The following is a 26,482-nucleotide window of genomic DNA, read 5'->3' as shown; positions in this document are numbered from 1 at the left end:
AGACGGGGTTTGGGCCTATGTGGGGAGACATCCCATGAGGTCCGCCGGTTGGGCAACTGCCCTTGTCCCCGTCGTGGCGCAAACCGGAAAGGACACCGAAATGGCGCTTCCAGAATTCTCCATGCGTCAGCTGCTTGAAGCTGGCGTACACTTTGGTCACCAGACACAGCGCTGGAACCCCCGTATGGCACCGTATATCTACGGCGACCGCAACGGTATTCACATTCTCGACCTGACGCAGACCGTTCCTATGCTGGACCGCGCGTTGCAGGCTGTGCGCGACACGGTTGCCAAGGGCGGCCGGGTTCTGTTCGTCGGCACCAAGCGTCAGGCACAGCGCCCCGTCGCCGACGCCGCCGAAAAATGTGCGCAATACTACATGAACCACCGCTGGCTGGGTGGCACGCTGACCAACTGGAAAACTGTTTCCCAGTCGATCGCGCGCCTGAAAAACCTGGACGAGCAGCTTGGCGAAGGCGCATCCGGCCTGACCAAGCGCGAGCGTCTGTCGATGGAGCGCGAGCAGACAAAACTGCAGGCATCCCTTGGCGGCATCCGCGAAATGGGCGGCGTTCCCGACCTGCTGTTCATCATCGACGTGAACAAGGAAGATCTTGCGATCCTCGAAGCGAAAAAGCTGGGCATTCCGGTTATCGCAATCGTTGACTCCAACTCTTCGCCAGACGGTATTGATTACCTGATTCCCGGCAATGACGACGCAGCCCGCGCCATCGGCCTGTATTGCGATCTGGTGTCCCGTGCGGCACTGGACGGCATGACCGCACAGATGGGCGCCGCTGGCGTTGACATCGGCGCAATGGTCGATGCCCCCGCAGAAGAGGCAATCGCCGAGGCCGAAGCAGAGGCATAAGCCTTTGTCACGGATATGATACAGGGCGCAGTTACGGCTGCGCCCGACACGTTTAAATTCCATTCGAGGAGAGCCAAGATGGCAATCACCGCAGCTATGGTAAAAGACCTGCGCGACAGCACCGGCGCAGGCATGATGGACGCTAAAAAAGCGCTGATCGAAACTGATGGCGATATCGAAGCCGCAGTTGACTGGTTGCGCACCAAGGGTCTGGCAAAAGCCGCCAAGAAGTCCGGCCGCACCGCAGCCGAGGGCCTTGTTGCCGTTGCCGTCAAGGATGGCAAGGCCGTTGCGGTCGAAGTGAACTCCGAAACCGACTTTGTCGCGAAAAACGCTGAATTCCAGTCGATGGTTGCAGGGATTGCGGCGGCCGCTTTGGGTGTGTCCGACATTGACGCGCTGAACGCAGCCGACATGGGCGGCATGTCCGTCGCCGACACCGTTGTCGCAAAAGTTGCCACCGTTGGCGAGAACATGTCGGTTCGCCGCATGAGCGCGCTGGAAGGTGACAGCGTTGCCGCCTATGTGCACAACGCTGCCGCTGACGGCATGGGCAAGATCGGCGTTCTGGTCGCGATGAAAGGTGCCGACAACGGCATCGGCAAGCAGATCGCAATGCACATCGCGGCGTCCAACCCCGCGTCGCTGTCCGAAGCCGATATCGACCCCGCGCTGGTCGAGCGTGAAAAGAACATCCTGACCGAGCAGGCGCGCGAAAGCGGCAAGCCCGAGGCCGTGATCGAGAAGATGATCGTTGGCCGTATGGCGAAGTTCTTCGAGGAAGTAACCCTTCTGGGGCAGAAGTTCGTGATCAACCCTGACATCACCGTCGGCCAGGCCGCCGCGGATGCAGGTGTCGAAATCATCGGCTTTGCGCGTCTGGAAGTGGGCGAAGGCATCGACAAGGTTGTGGAAGATTTCGCAGCGGAAGTTGCAAAAGTCGCCCAAGGCTAAGATTGCCAAAACAATCACGATGATAGAAAAAAAACGGTGCAGCCCGCAAGGTCTGCACCGTTCCCTTTTGTGGAGTCCCAAAACCAGATTGGGGATGAGGACTGGAACACCACTTAAGGTGCCAGCGCAAAGGTGACCTATACACCCCGCAGACCCGGCGTCCGGTTGCCCGGTCGAACTGCTTTTCCTTATAATACAAAGGCGTCACAATCCGGTGTTCCTAGGCTAACGCCACCACTCACGGAACATATATAAGGTCGCAGTTTCCCTAAGGTAAAGAAAGTAAGGGATTCCTTACCTGACCAATTGGTCAAGACCTGAGATCAAAGTTCGAGTACGTAAATCTGATTATGAAACGAGGCCTTAAGCACCGCCTGGGCCGTTGTCTCTACATCCAGCGATTCTCGTGCGAGGCGCAGATGTTTTTCGACGGTGGCGGGGGTCAGGCCCATAATTTGGGCAATATCCTGCGTCGTCTTGCCATCACCGACCCATTCAAGCGCCTCGCGTTGGCGTTTCGTCAACGGTCGACGGGCAGAGGCATAGGGCAGGTTGATCAGTTTCAGGTGGACTATTTTATTCATAATGATAATTTCACGACCACAAGACGCCCACATGTCGTCGACTTCGGCTTGCGCAATGCCTTTTGCCGCAGTCAGGGCAATAGCGCCTTTGGCGCGGACGGAAACGTCAAGAAAGCTGACGGAGTAACCGGCGGTAACGTCCATCGACCGGTTGTATTCGATCACTTTCAACTCGCTGGGGCTTAGATTGCCGGCGCGGGCCTGCTGTTCGATCCAGCCCCAGCTGCAAGCGCCGGTATTTTCCGTGGCCCATTGCACCATTGGCGCGTGGTTATATAGGCCGTCGTTCATAAAACGATCGGCATAGGTGGGGTCGTGATTGGTCAGGACCATCATGTCCTGCGGGTCACCGAAAGATTTATTGGTTCTTGCGCGGGTGTAACCATAAAGCAGGCGGTCAAAGCCGTATTCAGCCATCTTGGCGGTATGGCATGTCCAGATATCTTCGATTGTCCGACTGTCCAGTAGGGTCTCGAAATGGCGAAGCATTGCGTTCCTCGATCCAAAAGTTCATCCGTGACCACGAAAAGATGAATAAGCCGGTCAATCCATAACGTCTCATCGGCGCAGGATCAACCAACCCCACGCACGCAAAAATTATCACCATGACCACGCCCGATAGTACTGCACCACAGAACTCCACTTTAGCGGTATGCCGACCCTGATGTCGAGGCTTGCCGTGGCTTGGCAGGATGCTACAAAAGTCCTGAACGAGCGGGGCAGGTGGAATGAAATCCGGATATGATGTGATTGTCATCGGCGGCGCGGTGATGGGCAGCTCGGTTGCCTTTTGGCTGACGCGGCTGGCCGACAGGCCTTTGCGCATTCTGGTCGTCGAAAAGGACCGCAGCTATGCCCGTAGTTCGACCGCCTTGTCTGTCGCCTCGATCCGGCAGCAATTCACCAATCCGGTCAATGTCGAGATTTCCAGATTTGGTGTCGACTTTATCAGAAATTTCAAAGAAAACATAGGATTAGGTCGCGATGTTCACTCACTTGGCCTGCGCGAGAACGGCTATCTTTTCCTGACATGCAGCCCCCAAGGCGCATCGGTGATGCGTGATGCCGCGGAAATGCAGTGCGCCCATGGGGCCGGCACAGTATTGATGGACCCGGATGCACTGGCGCAACGATTTGCGTGGTTGTCGGTCGAAGATGTGGTTCTGGGGTCATTCGGCACAAGGGACGAAGGCTGGTTCGATAATATGGGCCTGATGCAGGGCTTTCGTGCCGCCGCCCGCGCGGGTGGCGTCGAAAATATCGACGACACGGTCACCGGAGTAACCACACATTCGGGCCGCGTGACGGGCGTGACGCTGGCGCATGGCGGCACGGTGTCTGCGGGTGTGGTGGTGAATGCGGCAGGCCCCAATGCCGCCGATATCTTGCGGATGGTAGGCGAGGAACTGCCCGTAGAGCCAAGAAAAAGAACGGTTTTCATGGTCGAAGCGCCGAACGCCCGACATGCCGATGCGCCGTTGATGGTTGACCCGTCAGGGTTTTACATGCGGCCGGAACATGGTTGCTGGATCTGCGCCATCGTGCCGGACCACGATGCAGCCGTGGCACCGGACGACTTCGAGCCGGATCACAGCGCCTTTGAGGATATCATCTGGCCGCTGATCTATCACCGCGTGCCCGGATTTGACGAAGCCCGCGTGCGCAGCATGTGGGTCGGACACTATGCGTATAACACATTGGACCAGAACGCGATTCTGGGGCCGCATCCGAATTTTCCAAATCTGTTCCTGATGAACGGCTTCAGCGGTCACGGGTTGCAACAGGCACCAGCCGTCGGGCGCGGTCTGGCAGAGATCATCCTGACAGGCGCGTATCAGACACTGGATCTGTCCGATCTCGGGGTGGAGCGGATTTTAGCGGGCAAGCCGTTTCTGGAAGTTGCAATTGTTTAGCGATAACAGGTCATTATTAGGCTTAGTTCTCGCGATGTCCTTCGCTGCGTGACGCAAAATATTTACATAATACTGATTATGCGAATCTTATATGTCGGAACAGTGGCCAACCATCCATGATGGCGATCACCGGAAACAAACACCTCAACTCCGTTTTGGAACCTATCAAAATGGCATGAGGACGTAATCGCGACAAAAAGCGTTTCCCGCCGAACATCCGCGATTTACAAACCGCCCTGTCATTAATCATGTGCGCCTATTTTATGTGCATCCTTGCATCTTCGCACTGGTGCCCTGCCTGAAACACAGACGCGCTGATGACCGCAGCGGTGGAACGGATAATCTGCACGGATGTTGGATACAGCGCCTCTTCGCCCGGTTCTGGAACGCACCCATGGGTGCGCCGAGGTCGAACTGTGCCAGAAGAACGCGCGCACAGCGTTGCGCCGGTTGTTCCAGACAGGATCGGCCAAGGCGTTCCTGCCCAAGGTCTATGATCCGGCACCGGAGGTCGTCTTTCTGAATACGTCCGGCGGTTTGACCGGCGGTGACCGGATGGCGCATCGCCTGTCCCTTGACGCCGGGTGCCATGCGGTCGGCACGACCCAGACCGCCGAACGTGCCTATGCGGTGCTGGACGGTGTGGCGTCGATGACGGTGTCGTTGACCCTTGGAGCTGGCGCGTCGCTGGACTGGCTGCCGCAGGAAACCATCCTGTTCAACGGATCGGCGCTGCGCCGCACGACCACGGTGGAACTGGCGCGGGATGCCCGGTTCTTGATGGTGGAAAGCGTGGTTCTGGGCCGCAGCGCCATGGACGAGCAGATGAGCGGTTTCACCTTTCACGACACGCGGCGGATCCTGCGGGACGGCGCGCCTGTACTGATCGACCCTGTGCGGATAAATGCGCACGCGCTTGCGGGGCGTCGGGCGTGCCTGGACCGCGCGCAGGCTTTTGCGACGTTGATCCTGGTCGATGCGGATGCGAAATGCGAGGATGCGCAAAGCCTTCTGCGGGATATTTTCCCCATGGAGGGGATCGAGGCGGCGGCGTCCGCCTTTGACGGAAAATGCGTCGCGCGGTTTGCAAGCGCCGATGCGCAACGGCTGAAACAAGGGCTTGTCCGTGTGCTGACCGCCCTGCGCGGTGCTCCCCTGCCCCGTGTCTGGCAAATCTGAGGATTGAAATGAACCTGACCCCCCGCGAAAAAGACAAACTGCTGATCAGCCTGGCGGCCATGGTGGCCCGCGGACGGCTGGCACGCGGGGTGAAGTTGAACCATCCGGAGGCGATCGCGCTGATCACCGATTATGTGGTCGAGGGGGCACGCGACGGCCGCTCGGTTGCCGATCTGATGGAGGCGGGCGCGCATGTCATCACGGCAGAGCAATGTATGGCGGGAATCGCGTCGATGATCCCGGATGTGCAAGTCGAGGCAACGTTTCCGGACGGGACAAAGTTGGTGACAGTGCATCACCCGATCCGGTGAGCGGGCCGACAGAGGGTGGAATGGATATTTGTAGAACAAAGAAGGGGTTAAACGCATGATACCCGGTGAAGTCATGCCCATGGCGGGCGATATTGTTCTGAACGCGGGCGCCGGGGCCGTGACCCTGAGCGTGGCGAATACCGGAGACCGGCCTATTCAGGTCGGATCCCACTACCATTTTGCCGAGACCAACGCCGGGCTGTCGTTCGACCGGATCGCCGCGCGCGGTATGCGGCTGGATATTGCCGCAGGCACCGCCGTGCGGTTCGAACCCGGCCAGACCCGCGACGTGCAACTGGTGCCGTTTGGCGGGGCGCGAAAGGTGTACGGTTTTAATGCTGCTGTCATGGGGAGCGTTTAAGGACAGGTTGGAGTGTTTGTGAGTATGAGGAGTATCGGACTATGTCGCAGTTTCCAAAACCACTTGATTTGTTGCAGACCGGACTGGAGGCTTGGCATCTTGTCGCTGAAACCCAAGAGGTCGTGGCCTATCGCCTGATGGGAATGGCCGGATTTTGGTCGGTTCTGCCGACAGAGAACAGCCGGATGGTGAGCGAGAAAGGCCCGGCTTTCGCTGAAGCCGCCGCAAGCGCGATCGAGGCCGCATCCAAAGGCCAGCGCCCGGATCAGGTGATGATGGCAGCGATGAAACCGCTGCGCAAGAAAACGACCGCCAATGCGAAACGCCTTTCGAAACGCGGAATGACGATCAAATAGGAGCCAGACATGCCCGCCAGAATATCCCGTGCCACCTATGCCGATATGTTCGGCCCCACCACCGGCGACCGGGTCAGGTTGGCCGATACCGATTTGGTCATCGAGGTGGAGCGGGATCTGACCACCTATGGCGAAGAGGTGAAATTCGGCGGCGGCAAGGTGATCCGCGACGGCATGGGGCAATCGCAGGTCAGCCGTGCGGGCGGCGCCGTGGACACGGTGATCACCAACGCGCTGATCGTCGATCATTCTGGGATCTACAAGGCCGATGTCGGGCTTAAAGGCGGGTTGATTGCCGCAATTGGCAAAGCGGGCAATCCCGATACGCAGAACGGGGTCGATATCATCATCGGCCCAGGAACCGAGATTATTGCCGGTGAAGGGCGGATCCTGACCGCGGGCGGGTTTGACGCCCATATCCATTTCATCTGCCCGCAACAGATCGAGGATGCGCTGCATTCCGGCATCACCACGATGATGGGCGGCGGCACTGGCCCCGCCCATGGCACGCTTGCCACCACCTGCACCCCCGGACTCTGGCATATCGGGCGGATGCTGCAATCGCTCGATGCCTTTCCGATGAATTTCGGGCTGTCGGGCAAGGGCAACGCCAGCCAGCCAGAGGCGCTGGTAGAGATGGTGACGGCAGGCGCATGTGCGTTGAAACTGCACGAAGATTGGGGCACCACCCCCGCCGCCATCGACTGCTGCCTGTCGGTGGCTGACGACATGGATGTGCAGGTGATGATCCACACCGACACCCTTAATGAAAGCGGCTTTGTCGAGAATACGCTGGCCGCGATCAAGGGGCGCACGATTCATGCGTTTCACACCGAAGGCGCCGGCGGCGGCCATGCCCCCGACATCATGAAGGTGGTCAGCCAGCCCAACGTCATCCCCTCGTCCACCAACCCGACGATGCCTTACACGGTCAACACCATAGAAGAGCATCTGGACATGCTGATGGTCTGCCACCATCTGGACAAGTCGATCCCCGAGGATGTGGCCTTTGCCGAAAGCCGGATCCGGCGCGAGACCATCGCCGCAGAGGATATCCTGCATGACATGGGGGCCTTCAGCATCCTGTCGTCCGACAGTCAGGCGATGGGCCGCGTGGGCGAGGTGATCATCCGCACCTGGCAAACCGCCCATAAGATGAAGGTGCAGCGCGGGCGTCTGGCCGAGGAAACGGGCAACAACGACAACATCCGCGTACGCCGCTACATCGCGAAATACACGATAAATCCCGCCATCGCGCAGGGGATTTCCCGGCATATCGGCAGCATAGAGGTCGGCAAACGCGCCGATCTGGTGCTGTGGAGCCCGGCCTTTTTCGGGGTAAAGCCGGATATGTCGCTGATTGGCGGCACAATCGTCATGGCGCAGATGGGCGACCCGAATGCATCCATTCCGACGCCGCAGCCGGTCTATTCCAGACCGATGTTCGGGGCCTTCGGGCGGTCTGTCGAGCGGTCTGCGGTGCTGTTTGTCAGCGGGGCCGCACAGGCGGCGGGCATCGCCGGGTCTTTGGGGTTGGCGAAATCGACGGTGGCGGTGGAACGCACCCGCGGCATCGGCAAGGCCGACATGGTGCTGAACGACGCCATGCCGATGATCGAGGTGAACCCCGAAACCTACGAGGTGCGGGCCGACGGCGAAATCCTGACCTGTACCCCGGCAACCGAATTGCCGATGGCGCAACGCTATTTCATGTTCTGAGGACGGAGGGTTCAAAAATGCCAGTCACCCTGCCCCTGCATGGCGGATATGCGCAAAGCGTCATGGAAACGTCACGCCTTATGACCTATAGTTCACTCTATGGGAGGAAACTTTGCAATCAAACGCAAGAGGTTTCCAATGGCTTATACAACTGCAAACACCCAGATTCTGCCGTCACATTTGCGCGCCAGACTCGACTCGTTCTTCGCGACAGTCGGCATGGGGTTCAACGCCTATATAGAACGTCGCTCGCGGATGGATCAGATCCTTCGGCTCAATGCGAAAACCGATGCGGAACTGGCCGGAATGGGCCTGACCCGCGACGGCATTCCACAGCATGTGTTCCGCGACTTGTTTTACATCTGACGCGGTTCGATCTTCCGTATCCGGTCGTTGCAACGCGGTTACCCTCGCCCCGTCTGGGTGGGGGTATTGGTGCGCAAAATCACATTAACATTCGCGCAAAAACCATTGCCAGCCATGCAAAAAATGCAACGCAGGGCTTCGCACTCGGGGGTTGCGGCGACCGGCGCGGCCCAGCATATTCGATGTATGGGAGGAAACACTCTTTCATCTTCAAGGATGTTTCCAATGACAACACTCGCGCTGAAAAGCATTCACTTTCCACAGGGGCTGGCACAAGTCGCCGCAGCCCCCTTTCGCGCCTTTTTCGGCTTGATGGTCCAGATTGCGGAAAGCAACACACGCATGCGTCAGGTGGAATTCCTGAACGGTCTCAGCGATGCACAACTGGCAAAACGCGGCCTGACCCGCGACGGCATTGTGCGTCACGTATTCGGCGACATGTTCTACCTTTGAACCATACCGACGGGGGGGCAGCATGAGCGTGCTTCCCCCCGCCCGCGCCCTGATCCGCGCCGGTCACGGCCGCAAGGTTTCTGGCCGTGTGGTATTAAGCTATGACGAGCGCCTGCTGCGTCGAAAGCGTCTGACCACCACGAATGACGAAAGCGTGCTGGTCGATCTGCCCGAAACGGTCAGTCTGAACCACGGCGATGCGCTGCAGCTTGTCGGTGGACTGCTGATCGAGGTTGTCGCGGCAGACGAGGATGTGCTGGAGGTGATGGGCGACCTGCCCCGGTTTGCCTGGCACATCGGAAACCGCCACACCCCTTGCCAGATTGAACCGAACCGCCTGTTGATCCTGCGCGATCATGTTCTTGAGGCGATGTTGCTGCAACTCGGCGCCCATATTCACCACATCACCGCGCCGTTCCGCCCCGAAGGCGGGGCTTACGGCATGGGGCGCACAATGGGACACAGCCACGCGCCCGACACCCATAATCACGGGCATGATCACACCCACGATCACGGGCATGATCATGAACATGGGCACGACTGATGGATGCGGGTCACCTGACCCTTGTGCAATGGCTGTCCGCCGGGTTTCCCGTCGGGGCCTACGCCTATAGTCAGGGTCTGGAATGGGCGATCGAGGCGGGCTGCGTGCGCAGCGCCGATGATTTGCGGGACTGGATCGCCGATCTGGTCACTTGCGGGTCCGGCCACACGGACGCGGTTCTGTTCGCGCTGGCGCTGGACAAGGGCGCCGACCTGCCCGCGCTGACCGCCCATGCCCGCGCCCTTGCCCCGAGCCGCGAGCGTCTGTCCGAGACGATGGACCTTGGCACGGCGCTGTTGCGCACCACAAACAGGCTGACAGATCAGGCGCACCCGCCCATGCCCTACCCCGTGGCGCTTGGGGCTGCGGCACAGGCGCTTGGCGTGCCGAAACCGGCGGCCGTCGGGCTGTTCCTTCAGTCTATGGTGGCCAATCTGGTGCAAATCGCTGTGCGCTTTGTCCCTTTGGGGCAGTCGGACGGTCAGGCGGTTCAAACCGCGCTTCAATGTGCCATTCTGGACACGGCGGCGCGCGCGGCAACGGCCGGGCTGGACGATATCGGAACCGCGACATTTCGTGCCGATCTTGCCTCGATGCAGCACGAAACCATGGATGTGAGGATATTCAAGACATGAGCAGCCCGAACGGCCCCCTTCGCGTCGGCATCGGCGGCCCCGTCGGGGCGGGGAAGACCACCCTGACCGCCGCCCTGTGCATCGCCCTGCGCGACCGGTATTCCATGGCCGTTGTCACCAACGACATATACACCCGCGAAGACGCCGAATTTCTGATGCGGGCGCAGGCACTGCCCCTTGACCGGATCAGAGGCGTCGAAACCGGCGGATGCCCGCATACCGCCATCCGCGAGGATGCCAGCATCAATCTGGCCGCAATCGCCGACCTGAATGCGACAATCCCTGGCCTTGACCTGATCCTGATCGAATCCGGTGGTGACAATCTTGCCGCCACATTCAGCCCGGAACTTGCGGATTTGACGATCTATGTGATTGATACCGCCGCAGGGCAGGACATTCCGCGCAAGAAAGGCCCCGGCCTGACCCGCGCCGATCTGTTGGTGATCAACAAGATCGACCTTGCCCCCTATGTCGGGGTTGATCCGGTGTTGCTGGAATCCGATGCGAAACAGGCCCGCGGGGCCAGGGCCTATGTCATGGCCAGCCTGCGCACCGACAAGGGCATCGCGGACATTGTGGATTTCATCGTGTCCGAGGGCGGTCTGGACGTCGACTGATCCGCCAGACGCGCGTCGCGCGAGAGTATTTGGGCCGAGAAGAATGCCAAAGACAGGCCAGACAGATCAGCCTTTCTTTGCACGCGGCTTCACCTCTTCGGCCTTTTCGGCCAGATCCTTGGCGATCTGGAACGCGCCTTTGATCTTGTCGTTTTCCTTTGCCCAGTCGCGCATCAGGATGATCTTGTTGTCTTTGACTTTGGCCGTGCCGTTTTGCGCCTGCATAAAGTCCACAAGCCCCGCAGGAGAGGCGAATTTGTCGTTGTGGAACTGCACGGTGGCCCCTTTCGGCCCGCCGTCGAGTTTCGCAATGCCAGCGCGTTTGCACATGGCTTTGATCCGCACCACCAGAAGCAGCGTGTTGACCTCTTTGGGAAGCTTGCCGAAGCGGTCGATCAGTTCGGCGGCGAAGCCTTCCAGTTCGACCTTGGTGGTCAGGCCGGACAGGCGGCGGTAGAGGCCAAGCCGGACGTCGAGATCGGGCACGTAGGTTTCGGGAATAAGCACAGGCACCCCGAGATTGATCGTCGGGGCCCATTGGCCGTCGTCATCCATCACGCCTTCGGTCTCGCCCGAGCGGATCTTGGCAATCGCCTCTTCCAGCATGGCCTGATACAGTTCATAGCCGACTTCGCGCATCTGGCCCGACTGTTCCTCGCCCAGAAGATTGCCGGCGCCGCGAATATCAAGGTCCTGGCTGGCCAGCGTGAAACCGGCGCCAAGACTGTCGAGACTGCCCAGCACCCGCAGCCGCTTTTCGGCGGTAGCCGTTAGTTTCGCGCGCGGTTTTGTTGTCATATAGGCATAGGCGCGGGTTTTGGACCGGCCCACGCGCCCACGGATCTGGTACAGCTGCGCCAGACCGAACATATCGGCGCGGTGCACGATCATCGTGTTCGCGGTTGGAATATCCAGCCCGGATTCCACGATCGTCGTCGCCAGAAGCACGTCATATTTGCCGTCGTAAAAGGCATTCATCCGGTCGTCGAGGTCGCCCGCCGCCATCTGGCCGTGGGCGGTGATATGGGTCACCTCGGGCACCTGCGTTTTCAGGAAGTCCTCGATTTCGGGCAGATCGGTGATGCGGGGCACCACAAAGAACGACTGCCCCCCGCGATAATGTTCGCGCAGCAAGGCCTCGCGCAGGGTGACGGTGTCGAATTCCGAAATATAGGTGCGGATCGCCAGACGGTCGACCGGCGGGGTGCCGATGATCGACAGTTCGCGCACCCCGGACAGCGACATTTGCAGGGTGCGCGGGATCGGCGTTGCGGTCAGCGTCAGCACATGAATATCCGTGCGCATCTGCTTCAGCCGTTCCTTGTGCTGCACGCCAAAGTGCTGTTCCTCGTCGATGATCAGCATCCCCATCGCCTTGAACCGCACGGTTTTGGCCAGCAGCGCATGGGTGCCGATCACGATATCCACAGTGCCATCGGCAATCCCGTCGCGGGTGGCGGCGGCGTCTTTGGCGGACACGAAACGCGACAAGGGGCGCACGACAATCGGGAACCCGCGAAACCGTTCGGCGAAGGATTTGTAATGCTGCCGTGCCAGCAGGGTCGTCGGTGCGATAACCGCGACCTGCACGCCCGACATCGCCGCAACAAAGGCCGCGCGCATGGCGACCTCGGTCTTGCCAAAGCCCACATCGCCACAGATCAGCCGATCCATCGGGTTGCCGCTGGCCATGTCGGACAGAACGTCGTCGATGGCCAACATCTGGTCGTCGGTTTCGGTATAGGGAAACCGCGCGCTGAACGCGTCCCACATGCCGTCGGGCGGTTCCATGATCGGGGCGGTGCGCAGGGCGCGTTCGGCAGCTACGCGGATCAGCTTGTCCGCGATCTGGCGGATACGTTCTTTCAGGCGGGCCTTTTTCGCCTGCCACGCCCCGCCGCCCAGACGGTCAAGCAGACCCTCTTCGTGGCCGTATTTCGACAAAAGCTCGATGTTTTCGACCGGCAGATACAGTCGCGCCTGATCCGCGTATTCCAGCGCGATACATTCATGCGGCGCGCCCATGGCAGTGATGGTTTCAAGGCCGGTATAGCGCCCCACCCCGTGATCGACATGGACCACCAGATCGCCCGGAGACAGGCTTTGGGTTTCGGTCAGGAAGTTCGCCGCCCGTTTCTTGCGCTTTGCACCCCGGATCAGGCGGTCGCCCAGCACGTCCTGTTCCGAGATGACGGTCAGCCCGTTCGCCGTGAACCCGTGTTCCAGCGCCCAGACGGCCAGATGCACGCGGCCCTTGCCCTGGCCCACGTCGCGGAAGTCGGTGATCGGGACCGCGCCTTCAACGCCCTCGTCCTCCATCAGGCCGGTCAGGCGTTCACGCGCGCCTTCCGAGTAGCTGGCGATGATGATCTGGCTGTCTTCACGCTTTGCTTTAATATGTGCCGACAAGGCCCCGAAAAGGCTGATAGTTTCCTGCTGACGCTCTGGCAGAAAGTCGCGCCCGATGCGGCCACCCGCGTCGATCAGGTTTGGCCCCACGCCCTGCGGCAGCGGGTTTAGCTGCAACAGGCGGCGGCCCTGCATCAGTGCCTCCCATGCGGGATCGTCAAGGTATAACAGATGCGGCGGGCAGGGTTTATAGACCGTATCCAGCCGCGCCTTGTTGCCCATCGCCTCGCGCCGCGTGTCGTATTGATCGGCGATAGAGGTCCAGCGGGCGATGCGGCTGGCGGTGATGTGGTCATCCAGCACGATGCTGGCGTCGGGCAAATAGTCGAACAGGGTTTCCAGCCGTTCGTGAAAGAACGGCAACCAGTGTTCGATGCCCTGATGTTTGCGCCCGGCGGTCACCGCCTCGTACAAAGGGTCGTCCGTGCCGGCGGCGCCGAATTCAATGCGGTAAGACTGGCGGAAACGGGTGATCGCGGCCTCGTCCAGAATAACCTCTGACACAGGCGCCAGATCGACCACATGCAGCTTTTGCGTGGTGCGCTGGGTTATGGGATCGAACCGGCGCGCCCCGTCCAGAACATCGCCGAACAGATCCAACCGCACAGGGCCCGCGTCGCCCGGCGGGTAGACGTCGATAATGCCGCCGCGCACCGCGTAATCGCCCGGTTCCATCACCGTCGGGCTTTGGGTGAACCCCATGCGCACCAGAAACATCTTCAGCGCGGCCTCGTCGATGCGCTGGCCGACGGTTGCGGTAAAGGCCGCCTCGCGCAGAATGGCCCGCGCGGGCACCCGCTGGGTCGCGGCGTTCAGGGTGGTAAGCAGGATGAACTGCTTCGGCATCCCGTGCACCAGTCCCGCCAGCGTCGCCATACGGCTGGCCGACACATCGGCATTGGGCGACGTCCGGTCATACGGCAGACAGTCCCATGCAGGAAAGCTGATCACCGCCGCCGAGGGATCGAAAAACGCCAAAGCGGCGCGCATCGCTTCCAGCCGCTTGTCGTCGCGCGCGATATGGATCACCGGCGCGCCGGATTTCGCCAGCTCTGCCAGCAGCAGCTTTGCGTCAAACCCCTCGGGGGCACCGCCGATGGTGATGTGGGATGTTATGGCCATTCGCGTCACCTAATGGTGCGGGCGGCGGTGTCAACCGCCAAAGCCGCCCAAAGGCCCCACAAACATGTTCTGGAACATGCCATACATCGAGGTCACGAAAATAGAGATCATGCCGATCAGCTGTGTCCAGCGCCGGTGCCACAGCATCCGGTGCAGCAACCGCGCACCCTTGGCGTTTTCGGTCTGGATCTGCCGTGCGCTTGACAGGCTAAGAAGCCCCACAAGGCTCATGGGGAATGCCATCAGGAAAGTCGCCTGGGCGAATTCGACGCCGTAATAGAAGGCAAGAATGCCCAAACCGGTCAGCGCAAAACTGCTGAACCCCAGCAGCCAAAGCCCTGAAACCCTTGCAATATAAAGCAACCGGTTGGTGTTGATCCGCACCATATCCTCGAAGTCGGTCATCGCCTGCCCGCCTTGCTGTTGCGCGCGGGTCATCATGTCATATGGCACGCCCAGAACCCAATGGCTGGTGGTGGACCATAGAACCGCAAGCGCGATCCAATACCAAAGGTTCGAAAAGGATCGCATGTCGATCACTTCGAAAATGGCTTGATACCAGTCCAAATTACTGCACCTCTATTTGGTTTTTCCCGACATTATCCTGCACGAACAACAATTCCTACCCTTGAGATGCACGGAAATCCATGTATGCCAGAGGTGTGATATATAAAAGAAAGTCCGGTCATGCGCCCCACCGTAGCTCCCTTTCCGTCCACCCGCCTGCGGCGCCTGCGCCGCACCCCTGCCCTGCGGGCGCTGACCCGTGAAAATACGCTGACGCCGGATGATCTGATCTGGCCGGTGTTTGTGATGGAAGGCACGGATCGCGCCGATCCGGTCGCCTCGATGCCCGGTGTGTCCCGCCTGACGATCGACCGCGTGGTGCTGGCCGCGCGCGAGGCGGCAGATCTGGGCATTCCCGCGATCTGCCTGTTTCCCTACGTCGATCCTGCGTTGAAAACCCAAGGTTGCGAAGAGGCCTGGGATGCGGGCAACCTGTCGAACCGCGCGATCCGCGCGATCAAGGCCGCCGTGCCGGACATCGCGGTGATGACCGATGTGGCGCTTGACCCCTATAACATCAACGGCCACGACGGCATCGTCGAGGATGGCATCATCCTGAACGACGAAACTGTCGCGGCATTGGTCAAGATGGCGCTGGCGCAGGCGGCGGCGGGGGCGGATATTCTGGGGCCATCGGATATGATGGATGGCCGGATCGGCGCGATGCGCAACGCACTGGAGGCGGCAGGCCACAAGGACATCGTGATCCTGTCGTATTCGGCCAAATATGCCTCGGCGTTCTACGGCCCGTTCCGCGATGCCGTGGGTGCCAGCGGCGCGCTGAAGGGCGACAAGAAGACCTACCAGATGGACCCTGCGAACTCTGACGAGGCGATGCGCCTGATAGAGCGTGACCTGATGGAAGGGGCCGATATGGTCATGGTCAAACCGGGGATGCCCTATCTGGATATCTGTCGGCGGGTAAAGGACACTTTCGCCGTTCCGACCTACGCCTATCAGGTGTCGGGCGAATACGCGATGATCGCGGGTGCCGCGCAGAACGGCTGGATCGACGGCGAAAAGGCGATGATGGAAAGCCTGATCGCCTTCAAACGCGCGGGCTGCGACGGAATTCTTACCTATTTCGCACCGGCCGCCGCAAAGTTGATGCGCGGATAAACGCATTCCAAGGCCGATCCGTCACCTTGTGGATGACACAAGGCGGAGCATGGCCTATAGTTCGCGCAGATCGGCTAAATAAGGCCGACATAAACCAAAAGTGACGATGTCAGGCACAGATAGGGCAATCCCATGAGCAGCTTTTCCCGCCGCAGTTTTATGATTGGCGCAGGCGCCGCCGCGGCCAGCACCGCAGCATGCAGTAACGGTATCGGAACCAATGGTGCGGCAACGATCGACGCACGCGTTTCGGCCACCCTGAATGAGATGTACAACCGCTATCCCGGTACACGGGACCTCAGATCGAAATCGGTCGGCATGCTGGTCATGCCGCTTGTGACCAAGGCGGGATTCGGCATCGGTGGGGCCTACGGGCGCGGCGCGTTGCAGATCAACGACGTCACCGTCGACTATTACTCGACCACGCAGGCCACGATCGGCTTCCAGATCGGGGCGCAGCAATACGCCCATGTTCTGTTCTTCATGACCAATCAGGCCCTTGGCGATTTCCGTCGGTCCAGCGGCTGGGCGGCCGGTGCCGATATGGAATATGCGATCAACGATCAGGGCGGCAATATCAGCGCCGAAACCACCACAGCGCTTGCGCCTGTGATCGCGGTGGTCTTCGGTCAGGCCGGTCTGATTGTCGGCGCGACGCTGGAAGGCACGAAATACAACCGCATCATCCCATAGGTTGGGATACCACCGGGGCCAGGATCGAGTATTTTCAGAACAAAGTACCGACCATCGTCTTCTCGGTTCAAATACTCAAAAAAACCCGAGCGTTCGCAGAACGCGAGACAAAGCAGTCGCGCCCCCGAAGGGGCGCGTCCTTTGGATCAGCCCACCGCCTTCAGGCGCTTCATCAGGCTTGATGTATCCCAGCGCCCGCCGCCCATCTTTTGCACATCCTTGTAGAACTGGTCGATCAGGGCCGTGACCGGCAGGCTTGCGCCGTTCTCGTCTGCGGTGTCCAGACAAATCCCCAGATCCTTGCGCATCCAGTCCACGGCAAAGCCGAAGTCGTATGCGTCATCCACCATCGTGGTATGGCGGTTTGCCATTTGCCATGACCCTGCCGCGCCTTGCGAAATCACTTCGACCACGGCGCGACCATCAAGACCCGCCTTCTCGGCAAAATGAAGCCCCTCTGCCAGTCCCTGCACCAGACCCGCGATGCAGATCTGGTTGACCATCTTGGTCAACTGTCCCGCACCACTGTCCCCCAGACGGCGGCAGATCTTGGAATAGGCGTCGATCACCGGCTCGGCACGGGTATAGGCGCCCTCGTCGCCGCCACACATCACCGACAGGACGCCGTTCTCGGCCCCCGCCTGACCGCCAGAAATCGGCGCATCGACAAAGCTGATCTGGTGGTGGTTCGCCTCTGCGTATAGTTCGCGGGTGACCTTGGCCGAAACGGTTGTGTGATCCACAAACACCGTGCCTGCGGTCATTCCCGCAAAGGCGCCGTCATCGCCAAGGCAGACGCCGCGCAGGTCGTCGTCATTGCCCACACAAGACATCACGAAATCATTGCCCGCCGCCGCCTCGCGCGGGGTTCTGGCCATCTTTCCACCATGCTCGGCGACCCAGGCCTCGGCCTTTTTGGCGGTGCGGTTATAGACAGTCACCTCGTGTCCTACCGCCTGAAGATGGCCCGCCATCGGGTATCCCATGACCCCCAAACCCAAGAATGCAACTTTTGCCATGCCCGTCCCCTTTGATTGTATTGTCATGCATTTCGTCATAACTAACCGTTGGGCAGGATAGGTCAATGACGGGGATATGATGGCAACCACTTTTCGCTGGCTTCTTCGCGCGTTTCTGGCGCTTCTTGTCCTCGGCTTTCTGGCGGGCAGTGGTGTCTATTACCTCGCCTCGCGGTCCTTGCCCGACTACAACGCCACCCGCACCGTCGCAGGTATAACCGCGCCTGTGGAAATCGTGCGCGACACCGCAGATGTGCCGCATATCTTCGGTCAGACCGATGGTGATGTCTTCTTTGGCCTCGGCTATGCCCATGCGCAGGATCGCCTGTGGCAGATGATGATGATGCGGCGCACGGCCCAAGGGCGCCTGTCCGAGATTTTCGGCGAACGCACTGTCCGCATCGACGAACTGTTGCGGCGCTTCGATCTTTACGCATTGGCCAATGCCTCGCTTGACGTGCAGGATGCAGAGACCCGCGTGGCGCTTGACGCCTACGCCAAAGGCGTCAACGCATGGATTGCCACCGTGAACTCCGAGGCACTGGGCCGCGGCGCGCCGGAATTCTTTCTGTTTTCCAATGCGATAGCCCCGTGGCAAGCAGCCGACAGCCTGGTGATCATAAAGCTGATGGCGCTTCAGCTCTCCGCCCATCTCGAGGAAGAAGTGCTGCGCGCGCGGACCTCTTTGATCCTGCCGGACTCGCGGGTCATGGATATCCTGCCCGATGCCCCCGGACCAGCCATCGCGGCCCTGCCCCGCTATGCCGCCCTGTTCCCGACGGTGCCACGCCGATACGCCAGCGTCCCGATGTCCGGTGATCCGCTATCGCCGTTCCACGGGCGGGCCTTTGCCGGTGCGTCGAACGCCTGGGCGGCTGCCCCTGCCCGTTCCGCCGCGGGATCAACCCTTTTGGCGAATGACCCGCACCTTGGATTTACCGCGCCGGCCATCTGGTATCTCGCGCGGCTTGAACTGTCTTCGGGCGCGGTGATCGGCGGGACGATTCCGGGAATGCCGGTGGTTCTGACGGGCCGCAGCGCGAAACTGGGATGGGGGATTACATCGTCCTATCTGGATGATCAGGACGTTTATATCGAAAAGCTGAACCCCGAAAACCTGAACGAATACCTGACGCCAGAGGGCTTTAAGCCCTTCCGCACCCGGTCGTCCATCATCGACGTCAAAGATGCGCCACCGGTGACGATCCAACTGAAATGGACGGAAAACGGCGCTGTTCTGCCGGGCACCCATTACAACCTGGCCGCCGTGACGCCCGCCGGGCATGTCGCCTCTGTCGCTTGGACCGCGCTTAGCCCCAACGACACCTCGATGTCCGGCGCCATGGGGCTGATGCGATCGGGCTCGGTGCCAGAGGCCATTGCCGCAGCCGAAGCGTACATCGCCCCGTCGCAAAACCTGACACTGGTCGATCAGTCGGGAATCGCCATGAAAACCATCGGCGCTTTCCCGCGTCGCGCCGCTCGTCACCAAAGCCAGGGACGGATGCCAACGCCGGGCTGGTTGCCGGAAAACCGCTGGCAAGGCGTGCTGCCCTACTCGTCCAATCCGGAATTCATCAGCCCCGACGGCGGGATTCTGGGAAACACCAACAACAAGGTCATCGACCGCCCCTTTCCGCTGCACATGAGCTATTCCTGGGGCGACACCCAGCGGATCCAACGCTGGCGCCGGCTGATGCAAACCCGCGAGGTGCACACACGCCAAAGCTTTATCGAGGCGCAGCTCGACACGGTCAGCTTCACCGCGCGGTCCCTGCTGCCGCTGGTTGCTGCCGATCTTTGGTATACCGGCGACGCCGCCCCCGACGGCACACCCGAACGGCTGCGCCAGCGCGCGCTGGACCTGATGGCGAACTGGAACGGGGAAATGAACGAACATCTGCCCGAACCGCTGATCTTTGCCGCATGGATGCGGGCGCTTCAGGACCGGTTGATCCGCGACGAGCTTGGGCCTCTGGCCGAGGACTATACCCATCTGGAGCCTTTGTTCATCGAGCGGGTGTTCCGCAACACCGATGGTGCCGCAACCTGGTGCGACGTGCTGCAATCGGCGGCGCAGGAAACCTGTACCGATATCGCGCGGCAATCGCTGGACGACGCGCTGCTGTGGATTGCCGAGACATACGGCACGCAGCTGGAATCCCTGCGCTGGGGCGACGCGCATCAGGCAACGCATGACCATCCGGTTCTGGGCGGCGTTCCGGTGCTGTCGTGGTTCGTCAACATCCGTCAGTCAACCAGTGGCGGCGACAACACATTGCTGCGCGGCCGGACCAAGGGCAGCGGGCCGGACCCGTTCCAGAACGTGCATGGCGCGGGCTATCGCGGCGTATACGACTTTGCCGATCCGGACAGTTCGGTCTTCATCCTGTCCACGGGCCAGTCCGGGCATCCGTTGTCGCGGCATTATGACGATCTGGGAGAGCTGTGGCGGCGGGGCGAGTATATTCCGATGTCGCTTGACGCCGATCTTGCCCGCGCCGCGGCTGTTGGCGTAACCGTTCTGAACCCGGCCCCTAGATAGAGAATATCTGCTTTTTTGATTTCTTTTTGGTTCAAATATCCAAGTGTCGGCACGGATGTCACCCGTGCCGACACTTGGATATTTATAGAACAAGGAAAACAAGACCGGCTTATAGCGCCAGATATTGTTGCTGCTGCCGTTCGGTCCAGCGGACTTTCAGGTGAAACCCGTCCTCTGCCGCCTCTTCTTCCTCGACCAGACCTTCGGCAAAAAGCCAGGCGCGCGCGCGGCCGTTGCTGTAGGGCACCACGATGGTCTCCACGATCTTTGCGGGTTCCAGCGTGCCGCCGATGGCCGCCATCAGGTCGTCAATGCCGTCGCCCGTCAGTGCCGAAATCGGGATGATGTGGTCGCTGCGCTGCGCCTGCACCTCAAAGCTGGCGCGCGCATCGTCCGGCAGCGCGTCCATCTTGTTCCAGACCTCGATGATCGGCGCATCTTCGGCAACGCCCAGCTGGGTCAGGATTTCCTCGACATCCGCCGCCTGTTCGCGGCTTTGCGGGTGCGATATATCGCGCACATGCAGGATCAGGTCTGCATCCAGCACCTCTTCCAATGTGGCGCGGAAGGCCGCGACAAGCTGGGTCGGAAGATCGCTGATAAAGCCCACGGTATCCGACAGGATCACCTCGCGCCCTTCGGGCAGGGTCAGCCCCCGCATCGTGGGGTCCAGCGTGGCGAACAGCATGTCCTTGACGAAGACATCCGCGCCGGTCAAGCGGTTGAACAGCGTCGATTTTCCAGCGTTGGTATAGCCCACCAGCGCCACAACCGGAAAGTCGTCGCGTTTGCGGGCGGCACGGTGCAGCTCGCGGGTTTTCACCACCTTCTCCAGATGTGCCTTAATCCGAAGGATCGCGTCGTCGATGGCACGTCTGTCCGATTCAATCTGCGTCTCGCCGGGGCCGCCGACAAAACCCAGCCCGCCGCGCTGGCGTTCAAGGTGGGTCCAGGCCCGCACAAGGCGGGTGCGCTGATAGCTGAGCGCCGCAAGTTCGACCTGAAGCACACCTTCGTTCGTGCGCGCGCGGTCCGAGAATATCTCGAGGATCAGGCCGGTGCGGTCCAGCACTTTGACCTTCCATTCCTTTTCCAGATTGCGTTGCTGAACGGGGGTGACGGGGCCATCGACCAGAACAAGGCCAACCTCGGCATCATGAAACTTTTGCTTCAGTTCTGCGATCTTGCCCTTGCCGAACAGCATGCCCGCGACAGGCTTTGGCAGGCGCACGATATCCGCCCCCACCACTTCCATGTCGGGCAAGGCCGCTGCCAGCGCCACCGCCTCGTCAAGCGCATTGTCCGGTGCGCGGCGTTGCCGGTCCAGCTTCAGGTCGGGGTGCAGAACCCAGGCGCGCATGGCGCCCCGGTCTTCATGTTCCATCTATTTATTCTTCGCCATCATAAAGGCTGATCGGCTGGCCCGGCATGATGGTTGAAATCGCATGTTTATACACAAGTTGCGATTGACCGTCGCGGCGCAGCAGAACGCAAAAATTATCAAACCAGGTGATCACACCCTGAAGCTTTACACCGTTTATAAGGAAAATCGTCACGGGAACCTTGATCTTGCGAACGTGGTTCAGAAAAGCATCTTGCAGGTTTTGTTTATCAGCAGCCATTGTTTCCTAGCCTTTTTAGTCTCGTGCAGCCCCTCGGCTGCGGTTTTATTGACATTGTTACCGAGTATGTCGTGGCACCAGAGGAGTTTCCAGCCCTAAAAACAGCGGGCTTGCGGCATTTTTCGCAGATGCGGCATTATGCACGCCAGAAATCGGGGTTCAAAAGCGCTATGATGGCCAAGGTTTCCAGCCGCCCAAGCACCATCGCGGCCGCGAGGATCAGCTTTGCGGCCTCGCTCAGGGCGGCATAAGAGATCGGCGTGGACGTCGCCACTGCGGCCACGGGTCCGGTTGTGGACAGGGAGGCGACAGACAGGACCATGGCTGTCTCCAGGTTTTCGCCGGTCAGTGACAGGGCCAGCATCACCACCGTGATCGACAGCGCGAACAGCATAAAGAAGATCCAGGCGATATAGGCCCCCTCGCGCCGGATACGGCGGGCATAGGCACCCGATCCGCCGACGGAATGCGGGTGAACCAGCCTTTCGATCTCGCGGCTGCCGTGCATGTAAAGCGCGTAGACCCGCAACAGCTTGACCCCGCCTGCCGTTGTCGCCACCCCGCCGCCGGTCAGTGCAAGCCCCATCAACAACAGTCCCGGCGTTTGCAGGCCGGACCATGACCGTGCCTCGGTCCAGTCGACGCTGGCAAAGCCCGTGGTGGTCAGGAACGACAGCACGGTAAAGACCCCGCCCCAAAGGGCGCGCAGGGCGGCACCGAAATCCTGTATCCTGTCCACTTCGACGGCGCCGACCCAGTGGCGCAGGAACAGAAAAAGCGGCACGACGATGACGCAGATCAGCCCCATGCGGAATTCGCGGTCGCTCAGCAGGCCGTGCTCTGCCTCTGACTGGAAATCCTTGGTGAAGGTTCGCCGCGAAATGGCGAAGAACAGGAAGGCAAAGACGGCAAGCTCGCCCAATGGGCCGCTCTTGGCCCCCGACAGCCCGCCCACCGGCGAGATGCCACTGGTCGACAGCGTCGCCATGGCGTGGCAGACCGCAACCAGCGGAACATCCCCCGCCAACAGCAGAAGCACCCACAGGATCAGGGTCAGCGCGGAATAGATCGGGAACAGTTGGGCGGCGTAGCGTGTCAGGCGCTCGGGCGTGGCGGCGACCTGGCTGATCTGGCTGAACCGTTCTGTGCTGCGGCCAAGTGCCGTGGGCGATGTCACCTCGAATCCGCCAAGGTTCATCGGCGCAAGAACCGCCACAGCCGTGACCCAGACCAGAAACCCGCCCATCCAGCCGACAAGGGCGCGCCACAGATGCACCGCACCCGGAAGCCGCGTGGGATCGTCGAACAGGGTTGCCCCCGTCGTCGTCATCGACGACACCATTTCGAAGTAGGAATTCAGAAAGGACGTATTGCGAACGGCCTCGTGGAACGGCACGGCCAGCATCAAAGGCAAGGCCGCAAAGGCCGCGACAAGCGCCAGCAAATGGCTGCGGGCCAGGTTCTTGGGGGCATAGTTCGCGGTGGCGATACCGATCAGCGAGGTCAGCATCAAAAACAGCACCGCCCCGTACAGAAACACCCGCGCCACATAGAAATCCTGCACTGCCGCAGCCTGAAGCGCGGGCACAATCATTGCCGCAGCACCGATCCCCATCAGGATCACGATAAACGGCAGGGCGAGAATACGGGCGATCATGGCTAGAAAAAGTCGATAGAGACCTGCAACAGGCGCTCCACCTCGGGCACATCCGCCGCCATAGAGAAAAGCGCGACCACATCGCCCTCGTCGATGCGGGTGCCGCCCTCGGGTTTTATGACCTTGCCGTTCTTCATCACCGCGCCGACCAGAACCCCCTCGGGAAAGCCGATATCGCGGATCAACTGGCCCGAGATCGGCGAGGTCGACAGCACCTGCGCCTCGATCACCTCGGCCTCTGCGTCGCCAATGGAATAGACGGCGCGCACGCGGCCATGGCGGATGTGGCGCAGGATGCTGCTGACCGTGGTGGCGCGCGGGTTGATATACGCGTCGATATCCAGCGGCCCCATCAACGAGACCATCGTCGGGTCGTTCACCAGACAGATCGCCATCGGACAGCCAAGCGCCTTGGCGCGGACCGATACCAGAAGGTTGGTCTTGTCGTCGTCGGTCACCGCAAGCACCGCATCGGCACGGTCGATATTCGCCTCGGCCAGAAGGGCCGCGTCCAGACCGTCGCCGTTCAGCACGATCGTGCGTTCCAGAAGTTCCGCCGCCCGTTCGGCAGAACCGCGGTTCTTCTCAATCACCTTGGCCCGGATCCGGTCTACACGCGCCTCCAGCGCCATCGCCACCGCAAGACCGACGTTGCCGCCGCCGATGATCACCACGCGTTCCTGTTTCTTGTTCGGCTTGCCGAAAATATCCAGCGTACGGTCCACGTCCTCGTTGTGAACAAATACATAGATCTGGTCACCCTTGAACAGCTGGTCGCCGGGTTCCGGCGCAAACAGGCGCCCCTTGCGGCGGATGCCTACAACGATGGCCCGCAGCGTTGAAAACAGGTCGGTCAACTGGCGCAACGGCGTGTCCAGAACCGGACAATCGGCGGCAAGGGCGATGCCCAGCAATTGCGCCTGCTTGTTCAGGAAGCTTTCCGTGTCGAAGGCCGCAGGGGCGGCAAGCCGTTGCAACGCGGCCTCTGCCACTTCACGTTCGGGGCTGATCACCACGTCGATGGGCATGTGATCGCGGCGGTACAGATCGGAGTAGATCGCATCAAGATAGGACTGCGACCGCAGCCGCGCGATTTTGCGCGGGATCGCAAAGACAGAGTGCGCGACCTGACAGGTCACCATGTTCACCTCGTCCGAATGGGTCGCGGCAATGATCATATCCGCGTCGCGCGCACCGGCGCGTTCCAGAATGTCGGGATAGCTGGCAAAACCCGCGATGCCCTGCACGTCAAGCGTATCGGTCGCGCGGCGGACCAGTTCTGGGTTGTTGTCCACGACCGTTACGTCGTTCTTTTCCCCCGACAGGTGACGTGCAATCTGCCACCCGACCTGCCCTGCGCCGCAAATGATAACTTTCATGGTCCGTCCTTAACTCAACGCCAGCCCGAGGCATGCCAGAGCCAGCCGCGGGAATCAATCATCTGTAAGCGGTCAGTCTGCGGTCTCTTCGTCTTCGTCGATATAGGCCACGCGCGACCCCGCCTTGCTGGAGGTGACCACGTTCAGCGATTTCAGCTTGCGGTGCAATGCGCTGCGTTCCATTCCGACAAAGGTCGCCGTGCGGCTGATATTGCCGCCGAAGCGGTTGATCTGGGTCAGCAGATACTCGCGCTCGAACAACTCGCGCGCCTCGCGCAGCGGCAAGGTCGCCAGACCGCCCGACAGCACAACGCGCCCGTCTTCGGCGCTGATCTCTTCGTTCGCGGGAAGTTCCCGCGCCTCGATCGGGCCGTCACCGGACCCCAGAATCAGCACCCGCTCGATTACGTTTTTCAACTGCCGCACGTTGCCGGGCCACAGCATCGTCTGCAACAGCGCTTCGGCCTCGTCGCTCAGGTCGCGCGCAGGAAGTCCCTGCGATTTGTGCAATTCCGCGATAAAGTGGCGGGCAAGTTCGGGGATGTCCTCGCGCCGCTCTTCCAGCGAGGGCACCGCGATCGGCACGACGTTCAGGCGGTGATACAGTTCTTGCCGGAAGGTGCCCGCCTTTATCCCCGCCTCCAGATCGCGGTTCGTGCTGGACACGACGCGCAGGTCGACGCGCACCTTGTCGGTGCCGCCGACACGCTGGAACTGTTGGTCAACCAGCACCCGAAGAATTTTCGACTGGGTTCCAAGGGGCATATCCGCCACCTCGTCGAAATACAGAACGCCGCCGTTGGCCTGATCCAGCAGGCCCTGCTCGACCCCGCGTTCCTTGGTGTCGCGCCCGAACAGGACGTCTTCCATCCGGTCCGGTTCGATCGAGGCGCAGTTGATGGTGACGAACGGCGCACCGGCGCGCCCGGATTGCGTGTGGATGTATCGCGCGGCCACCTCTTTGCCCACGCCCGCAGGGCCGGTCAACATCACGCGGCCATTCGATTTTGTGACTTTATCCAGTTGCGATTTCAACAGCTTGAACGACGAACTTGATCCTATCATCTCGGCTGTTGTCGTGTCGCGGCGCCGCAGTTCGCTGTTTTCGCGCCGCAGGCGGGACGTTTCCATCGCGCGTCCGATGACCACCATCAACTGGTCGATGTTGAACGGCTTTTCGATAAAGTCATAGGCCCCCTGTTTGATCGCGGCGACGGCGATCTCGATATTGCCATGCCCCGAGATGATAACAATCGGGATGCCGGGGTTGTCGCGTTTCACGGCCTTCAGGATGTCGATGCCGTCCATCTGACTGTCCTTCAACCAGATATCGAGGATCATCAACGACGGCGCCTCGGCGTTGATCTGGGCCATGCATTCGTCGGAATTGGCAGCAAGCCGCGTGGTATAGCCCTCGTCCTTCAGGATGTCGGATACCAGTTCGCGGATGTCCCGTTCGTCGTCCACAATCAAAATGTCGCCCATTG

25 protein-coding genes are annotated in these 26,482 nt (G+C 60.6%); 16 read left to right on the top strand and 9 right to left on the bottom strand.

Annotated features, from left to right (window positions below; genetic code table 11):
* Positions 1-100 precede the first annotated feature (100 nt).
* The gene (rpsB, locus tag ACEN2R_RS05160) at positions 101-871 is read left to right on the top strand and encodes a 30S ribosomal protein S2 (protein WP_442040031.1); all 771 of its coding nucleotides are present in this window, start codon (positions 101-103) and stop codon (positions 869-871) included.
* A gap of 78 nt (positions 872-949) precedes the next feature.
* On the top strand, positions 950-1,825 hold the full coding sequence (gene tsf, locus ACEN2R_RS05155; protein ID WP_442039890.1) for a translation elongation factor Ts: 876 nt from the start codon (positions 950-952) through the stop codon (positions 1,823-1,825).
* Between the two features lie 323 nt (positions 1,826-2,148).
* Here tsf and ACEN2R_RS05150 read toward each other — a convergent pair whose 3' ends face one another.
* Positions 2,149-2,898, bottom strand: a complete 750-nt coding sequence (locus tag ACEN2R_RS05150; protein WP_442039888.1) for a helix-turn-helix transcriptional regulator — start codon at positions 2,896-2,898, stop codon at positions 2,149-2,151.
* 239 nt (positions 2,899-3,137) lie between these two features.
* Between ACEN2R_RS05150 and ACEN2R_RS05145 the strand changes: the two genes are divergently transcribed.
* From ACEN2R_RS05145 to ureG, 11 genes are all read left to right on the top strand, one after another.
* Positions 3,138-4,322, top strand: a complete 1,185-nt coding sequence (locus tag ACEN2R_RS05145; RefSeq protein ID WP_442039886.1) for an NAD(P)/FAD-dependent oxidoreductase — start codon at positions 3,138-3,140, stop codon at positions 4,320-4,322.
* Positions 4,323-4,673: 351 nt separating this feature from the next.
* Complete coding sequence (locus ACEN2R_RS05140; protein ID WP_442039884.1) at positions 4,674-5,501, top strand: urease accessory protein UreD; 828 nt, start codon at positions 4,674-4,676, stop codon at positions 5,499-5,501.
* 8 nt (positions 5,502-5,509) lie between these two features.
* Positions 5,510-5,812: an urease subunit gamma gene (locus ACEN2R_RS05135; protein ID WP_442039882.1), complete on the top strand. Its 303-nt coding sequence runs from the start codon at positions 5,510-5,512 to the stop codon at positions 5,810-5,812.
* Between the two features lie 55 nt (positions 5,813-5,867).
* On the top strand, positions 5,868-6,173 hold the full coding sequence (locus ACEN2R_RS05130; RefSeq protein WP_442039880.1) for an urease subunit beta: 306 nt from the start codon (positions 5,868-5,870) through the stop codon (positions 6,171-6,173).
* Positions 6,174-6,214: 41 nt separating this feature from the next.
* Positions 6,215-6,529, top strand: coding sequence for an antifreeze protein (locus ACEN2R_RS05125; RefSeq protein WP_442039879.1), 315 nt, complete (start codon positions 6,215-6,217; stop codon positions 6,527-6,529).
* Positions 6,530-6,538: 9 nt separating this feature from the next.
* A complete protein-coding gene (gene ureC / locus ACEN2R_RS05120; protein ID WP_442039877.1) occupies positions 6,539-8,248 on the top strand; it encodes an urease subunit alpha in 1,710 nt (569 codons plus the stop codon).
* A gap of 138 nt (positions 8,249-8,386) precedes the next feature.
* The gene (locus tag ACEN2R_RS05115; RefSeq protein WP_442039875.1) at positions 8,387-8,614 is read left to right on the top strand and encodes a hypothetical protein; all 228 of its coding nucleotides are present in this window, start codon (positions 8,387-8,389) and stop codon (positions 8,612-8,614) included.
* 225 nt (positions 8,615-8,839) lie between these two features.
* A complete protein-coding gene (locus tag ACEN2R_RS05110; RefSeq protein WP_442039873.1) occupies positions 8,840-9,067 on the top strand; it encodes a DUF1127 domain-containing protein in 228 nt (75 codons plus the stop codon).
* Positions 9,068-9,089: 22 nt separating this feature from the next.
* Positions 9,090-9,611, top strand: coding sequence for an urease accessory protein UreE (locus tag ACEN2R_RS05105; protein ID WP_442039871.1), 522 nt, complete (start codon positions 9,090-9,092; stop codon positions 9,609-9,611).
* Positions 9,611-10,246, top strand: coding sequence for an urease accessory protein UreF (locus ACEN2R_RS05100; RefSeq protein WP_442039869.1), 636 nt, complete (start codon positions 9,611-9,613; stop codon positions 10,244-10,246). The genes ACEN2R_RS05105 and ACEN2R_RS05100 overlap by 1 nt, the downstream gene beginning before the upstream one ends.
* Complete coding sequence (gene ureG, locus ACEN2R_RS05095) at positions 10,243-10,863, top strand: urease accessory protein UreG (RefSeq protein ID WP_442039867.1); 621 nt, start codon at positions 10,243-10,245, stop codon at positions 10,861-10,863. Before ACEN2R_RS05100 ends, ureG begins: the two co-directional genes overlap by 4 nt.
* Before the next feature lie 66 nt (positions 10,864-10,929).
* Here ureG and mfd read toward each other — a convergent pair whose 3' ends face one another.
* On the bottom strand, positions 10,930-14,394 hold the full coding sequence (gene mfd, locus ACEN2R_RS05090) for a transcription-repair coupling factor (RefSeq protein ID WP_442039865.1): 3,465 nt from the start codon (positions 14,392-14,394) through the stop codon (positions 10,930-10,932).
* A 30-nt stretch (positions 14,395-14,424) separates the two neighbouring features.
* Positions 14,425-14,961, bottom strand: a complete 537-nt coding sequence (locus tag ACEN2R_RS05085) for a component of SufBCD complex (protein WP_442039863.1) — start codon at positions 14,959-14,961, stop codon at positions 14,425-14,427.
* A gap of 120 nt (positions 14,962-15,081) precedes the next feature.
* Between ACEN2R_RS05085 and hemB the strand changes: the two genes are divergently transcribed.
* Both hemB and ACEN2R_RS05075 read left to right on the top strand, forming a co-directional pair.
* A complete protein-coding gene (hemB, locus tag ACEN2R_RS05080) occupies positions 15,082-16,080 on the top strand; it encodes a porphobilinogen synthase (RefSeq protein ID WP_442039861.1) in 999 nt (332 codons plus the stop codon).
* Positions 16,081-16,212: 132 nt separating this feature from the next.
* Positions 16,213-16,773 (top strand): YSC84-related protein, encoded by a 561-nt coding sequence (locus ACEN2R_RS05075; RefSeq protein WP_442039859.1) that lies wholly within the window; start codon positions 16,213-16,215, stop codon positions 16,771-16,773.
* Positions 16,774-16,919: 146 nt separating this feature from the next.
* Here the strand turns inward: ACEN2R_RS05075 and ACEN2R_RS05070 are convergent, their stop codons facing one another.
* On the bottom strand, positions 16,920-17,792 hold the full coding sequence (locus ACEN2R_RS05070) for an NAD(P)-dependent oxidoreductase (protein WP_442039857.1): 873 nt from the start codon (positions 17,790-17,792) through the stop codon (positions 16,920-16,922).
* A gap of 79 nt (positions 17,793-17,871) precedes the next feature.
* Between ACEN2R_RS05070 and ACEN2R_RS05065 the strand changes: the two genes are divergently transcribed.
* Entirely contained in the window at positions 17,872-20,337 is a 2,466-nt protein-coding gene (locus tag ACEN2R_RS05065; RefSeq protein WP_442040029.1) for a penicillin acylase family protein, read from the top strand.
* A gap of 109 nt (positions 20,338-20,446) precedes the next feature.
* Here ACEN2R_RS05065 and hflX read toward each other — a convergent pair whose 3' ends face one another.
* From hflX to ntrX, 5 genes are all read right to left on the bottom strand, one after another.
* Positions 20,447-21,721 (bottom strand): GTPase HflX, encoded by a 1,275-nt coding sequence (gene hflX, locus ACEN2R_RS05060; RefSeq protein WP_442039855.1) that lies wholly within the window; start codon positions 21,719-21,721, stop codon positions 20,447-20,449.
* Positions 21,722-21,725: 4 nt separating this feature from the next.
* A complete protein-coding gene (hfq, locus tag ACEN2R_RS05055) occupies positions 21,726-21,959 on the bottom strand; it encodes an RNA chaperone Hfq (protein ID WP_442039853.1) in 234 nt (77 codons plus the stop codon).
* A gap of 136 nt (positions 21,960-22,095) precedes the next feature.
* Entirely contained in the window at positions 22,096-23,616 is a 1,521-nt protein-coding gene (locus tag ACEN2R_RS05050; RefSeq protein WP_442039851.1) for a TrkH family potassium uptake protein, read from the bottom strand.
* A gap of 2 nt (positions 23,617-23,618) precedes the next feature.
* Positions 23,619-24,995, bottom strand: coding sequence for a Trk system potassium transporter TrkA (gene trkA, locus ACEN2R_RS05045; RefSeq protein ID WP_442039849.1), 1,377 nt, complete (start codon positions 24,993-24,995; stop codon positions 23,619-23,621).
* Positions 24,996-25,067: 72 nt separating this feature from the next.
* Positions 25,068-26,480 carry a nitrogen assimilation response regulator NtrX gene (gene ntrX / locus ACEN2R_RS05040; RefSeq protein WP_442039847.1) on the bottom strand — a complete coding sequence of 471 codons (1,413 nt, stop codon included), beginning with the start codon at positions 26,478-26,480 and terminating at the stop codon, positions 25,068-25,070.
* Positions 26,481-26,482: the final 2 nt, after the last annotated feature.

The organism is Pseudogemmobacter sp. W21_MBD1_M6 (genome assembly GCF_052119585.1).
Classification (GTDB): domain Bacteria; phylum Pseudomonadota; class Alphaproteobacteria; order Rhodobacterales; family Rhodobacteraceae; genus JBGQOJ01.
This window is presented reverse-complemented; position numbering and strand designations above follow the sequence as displayed.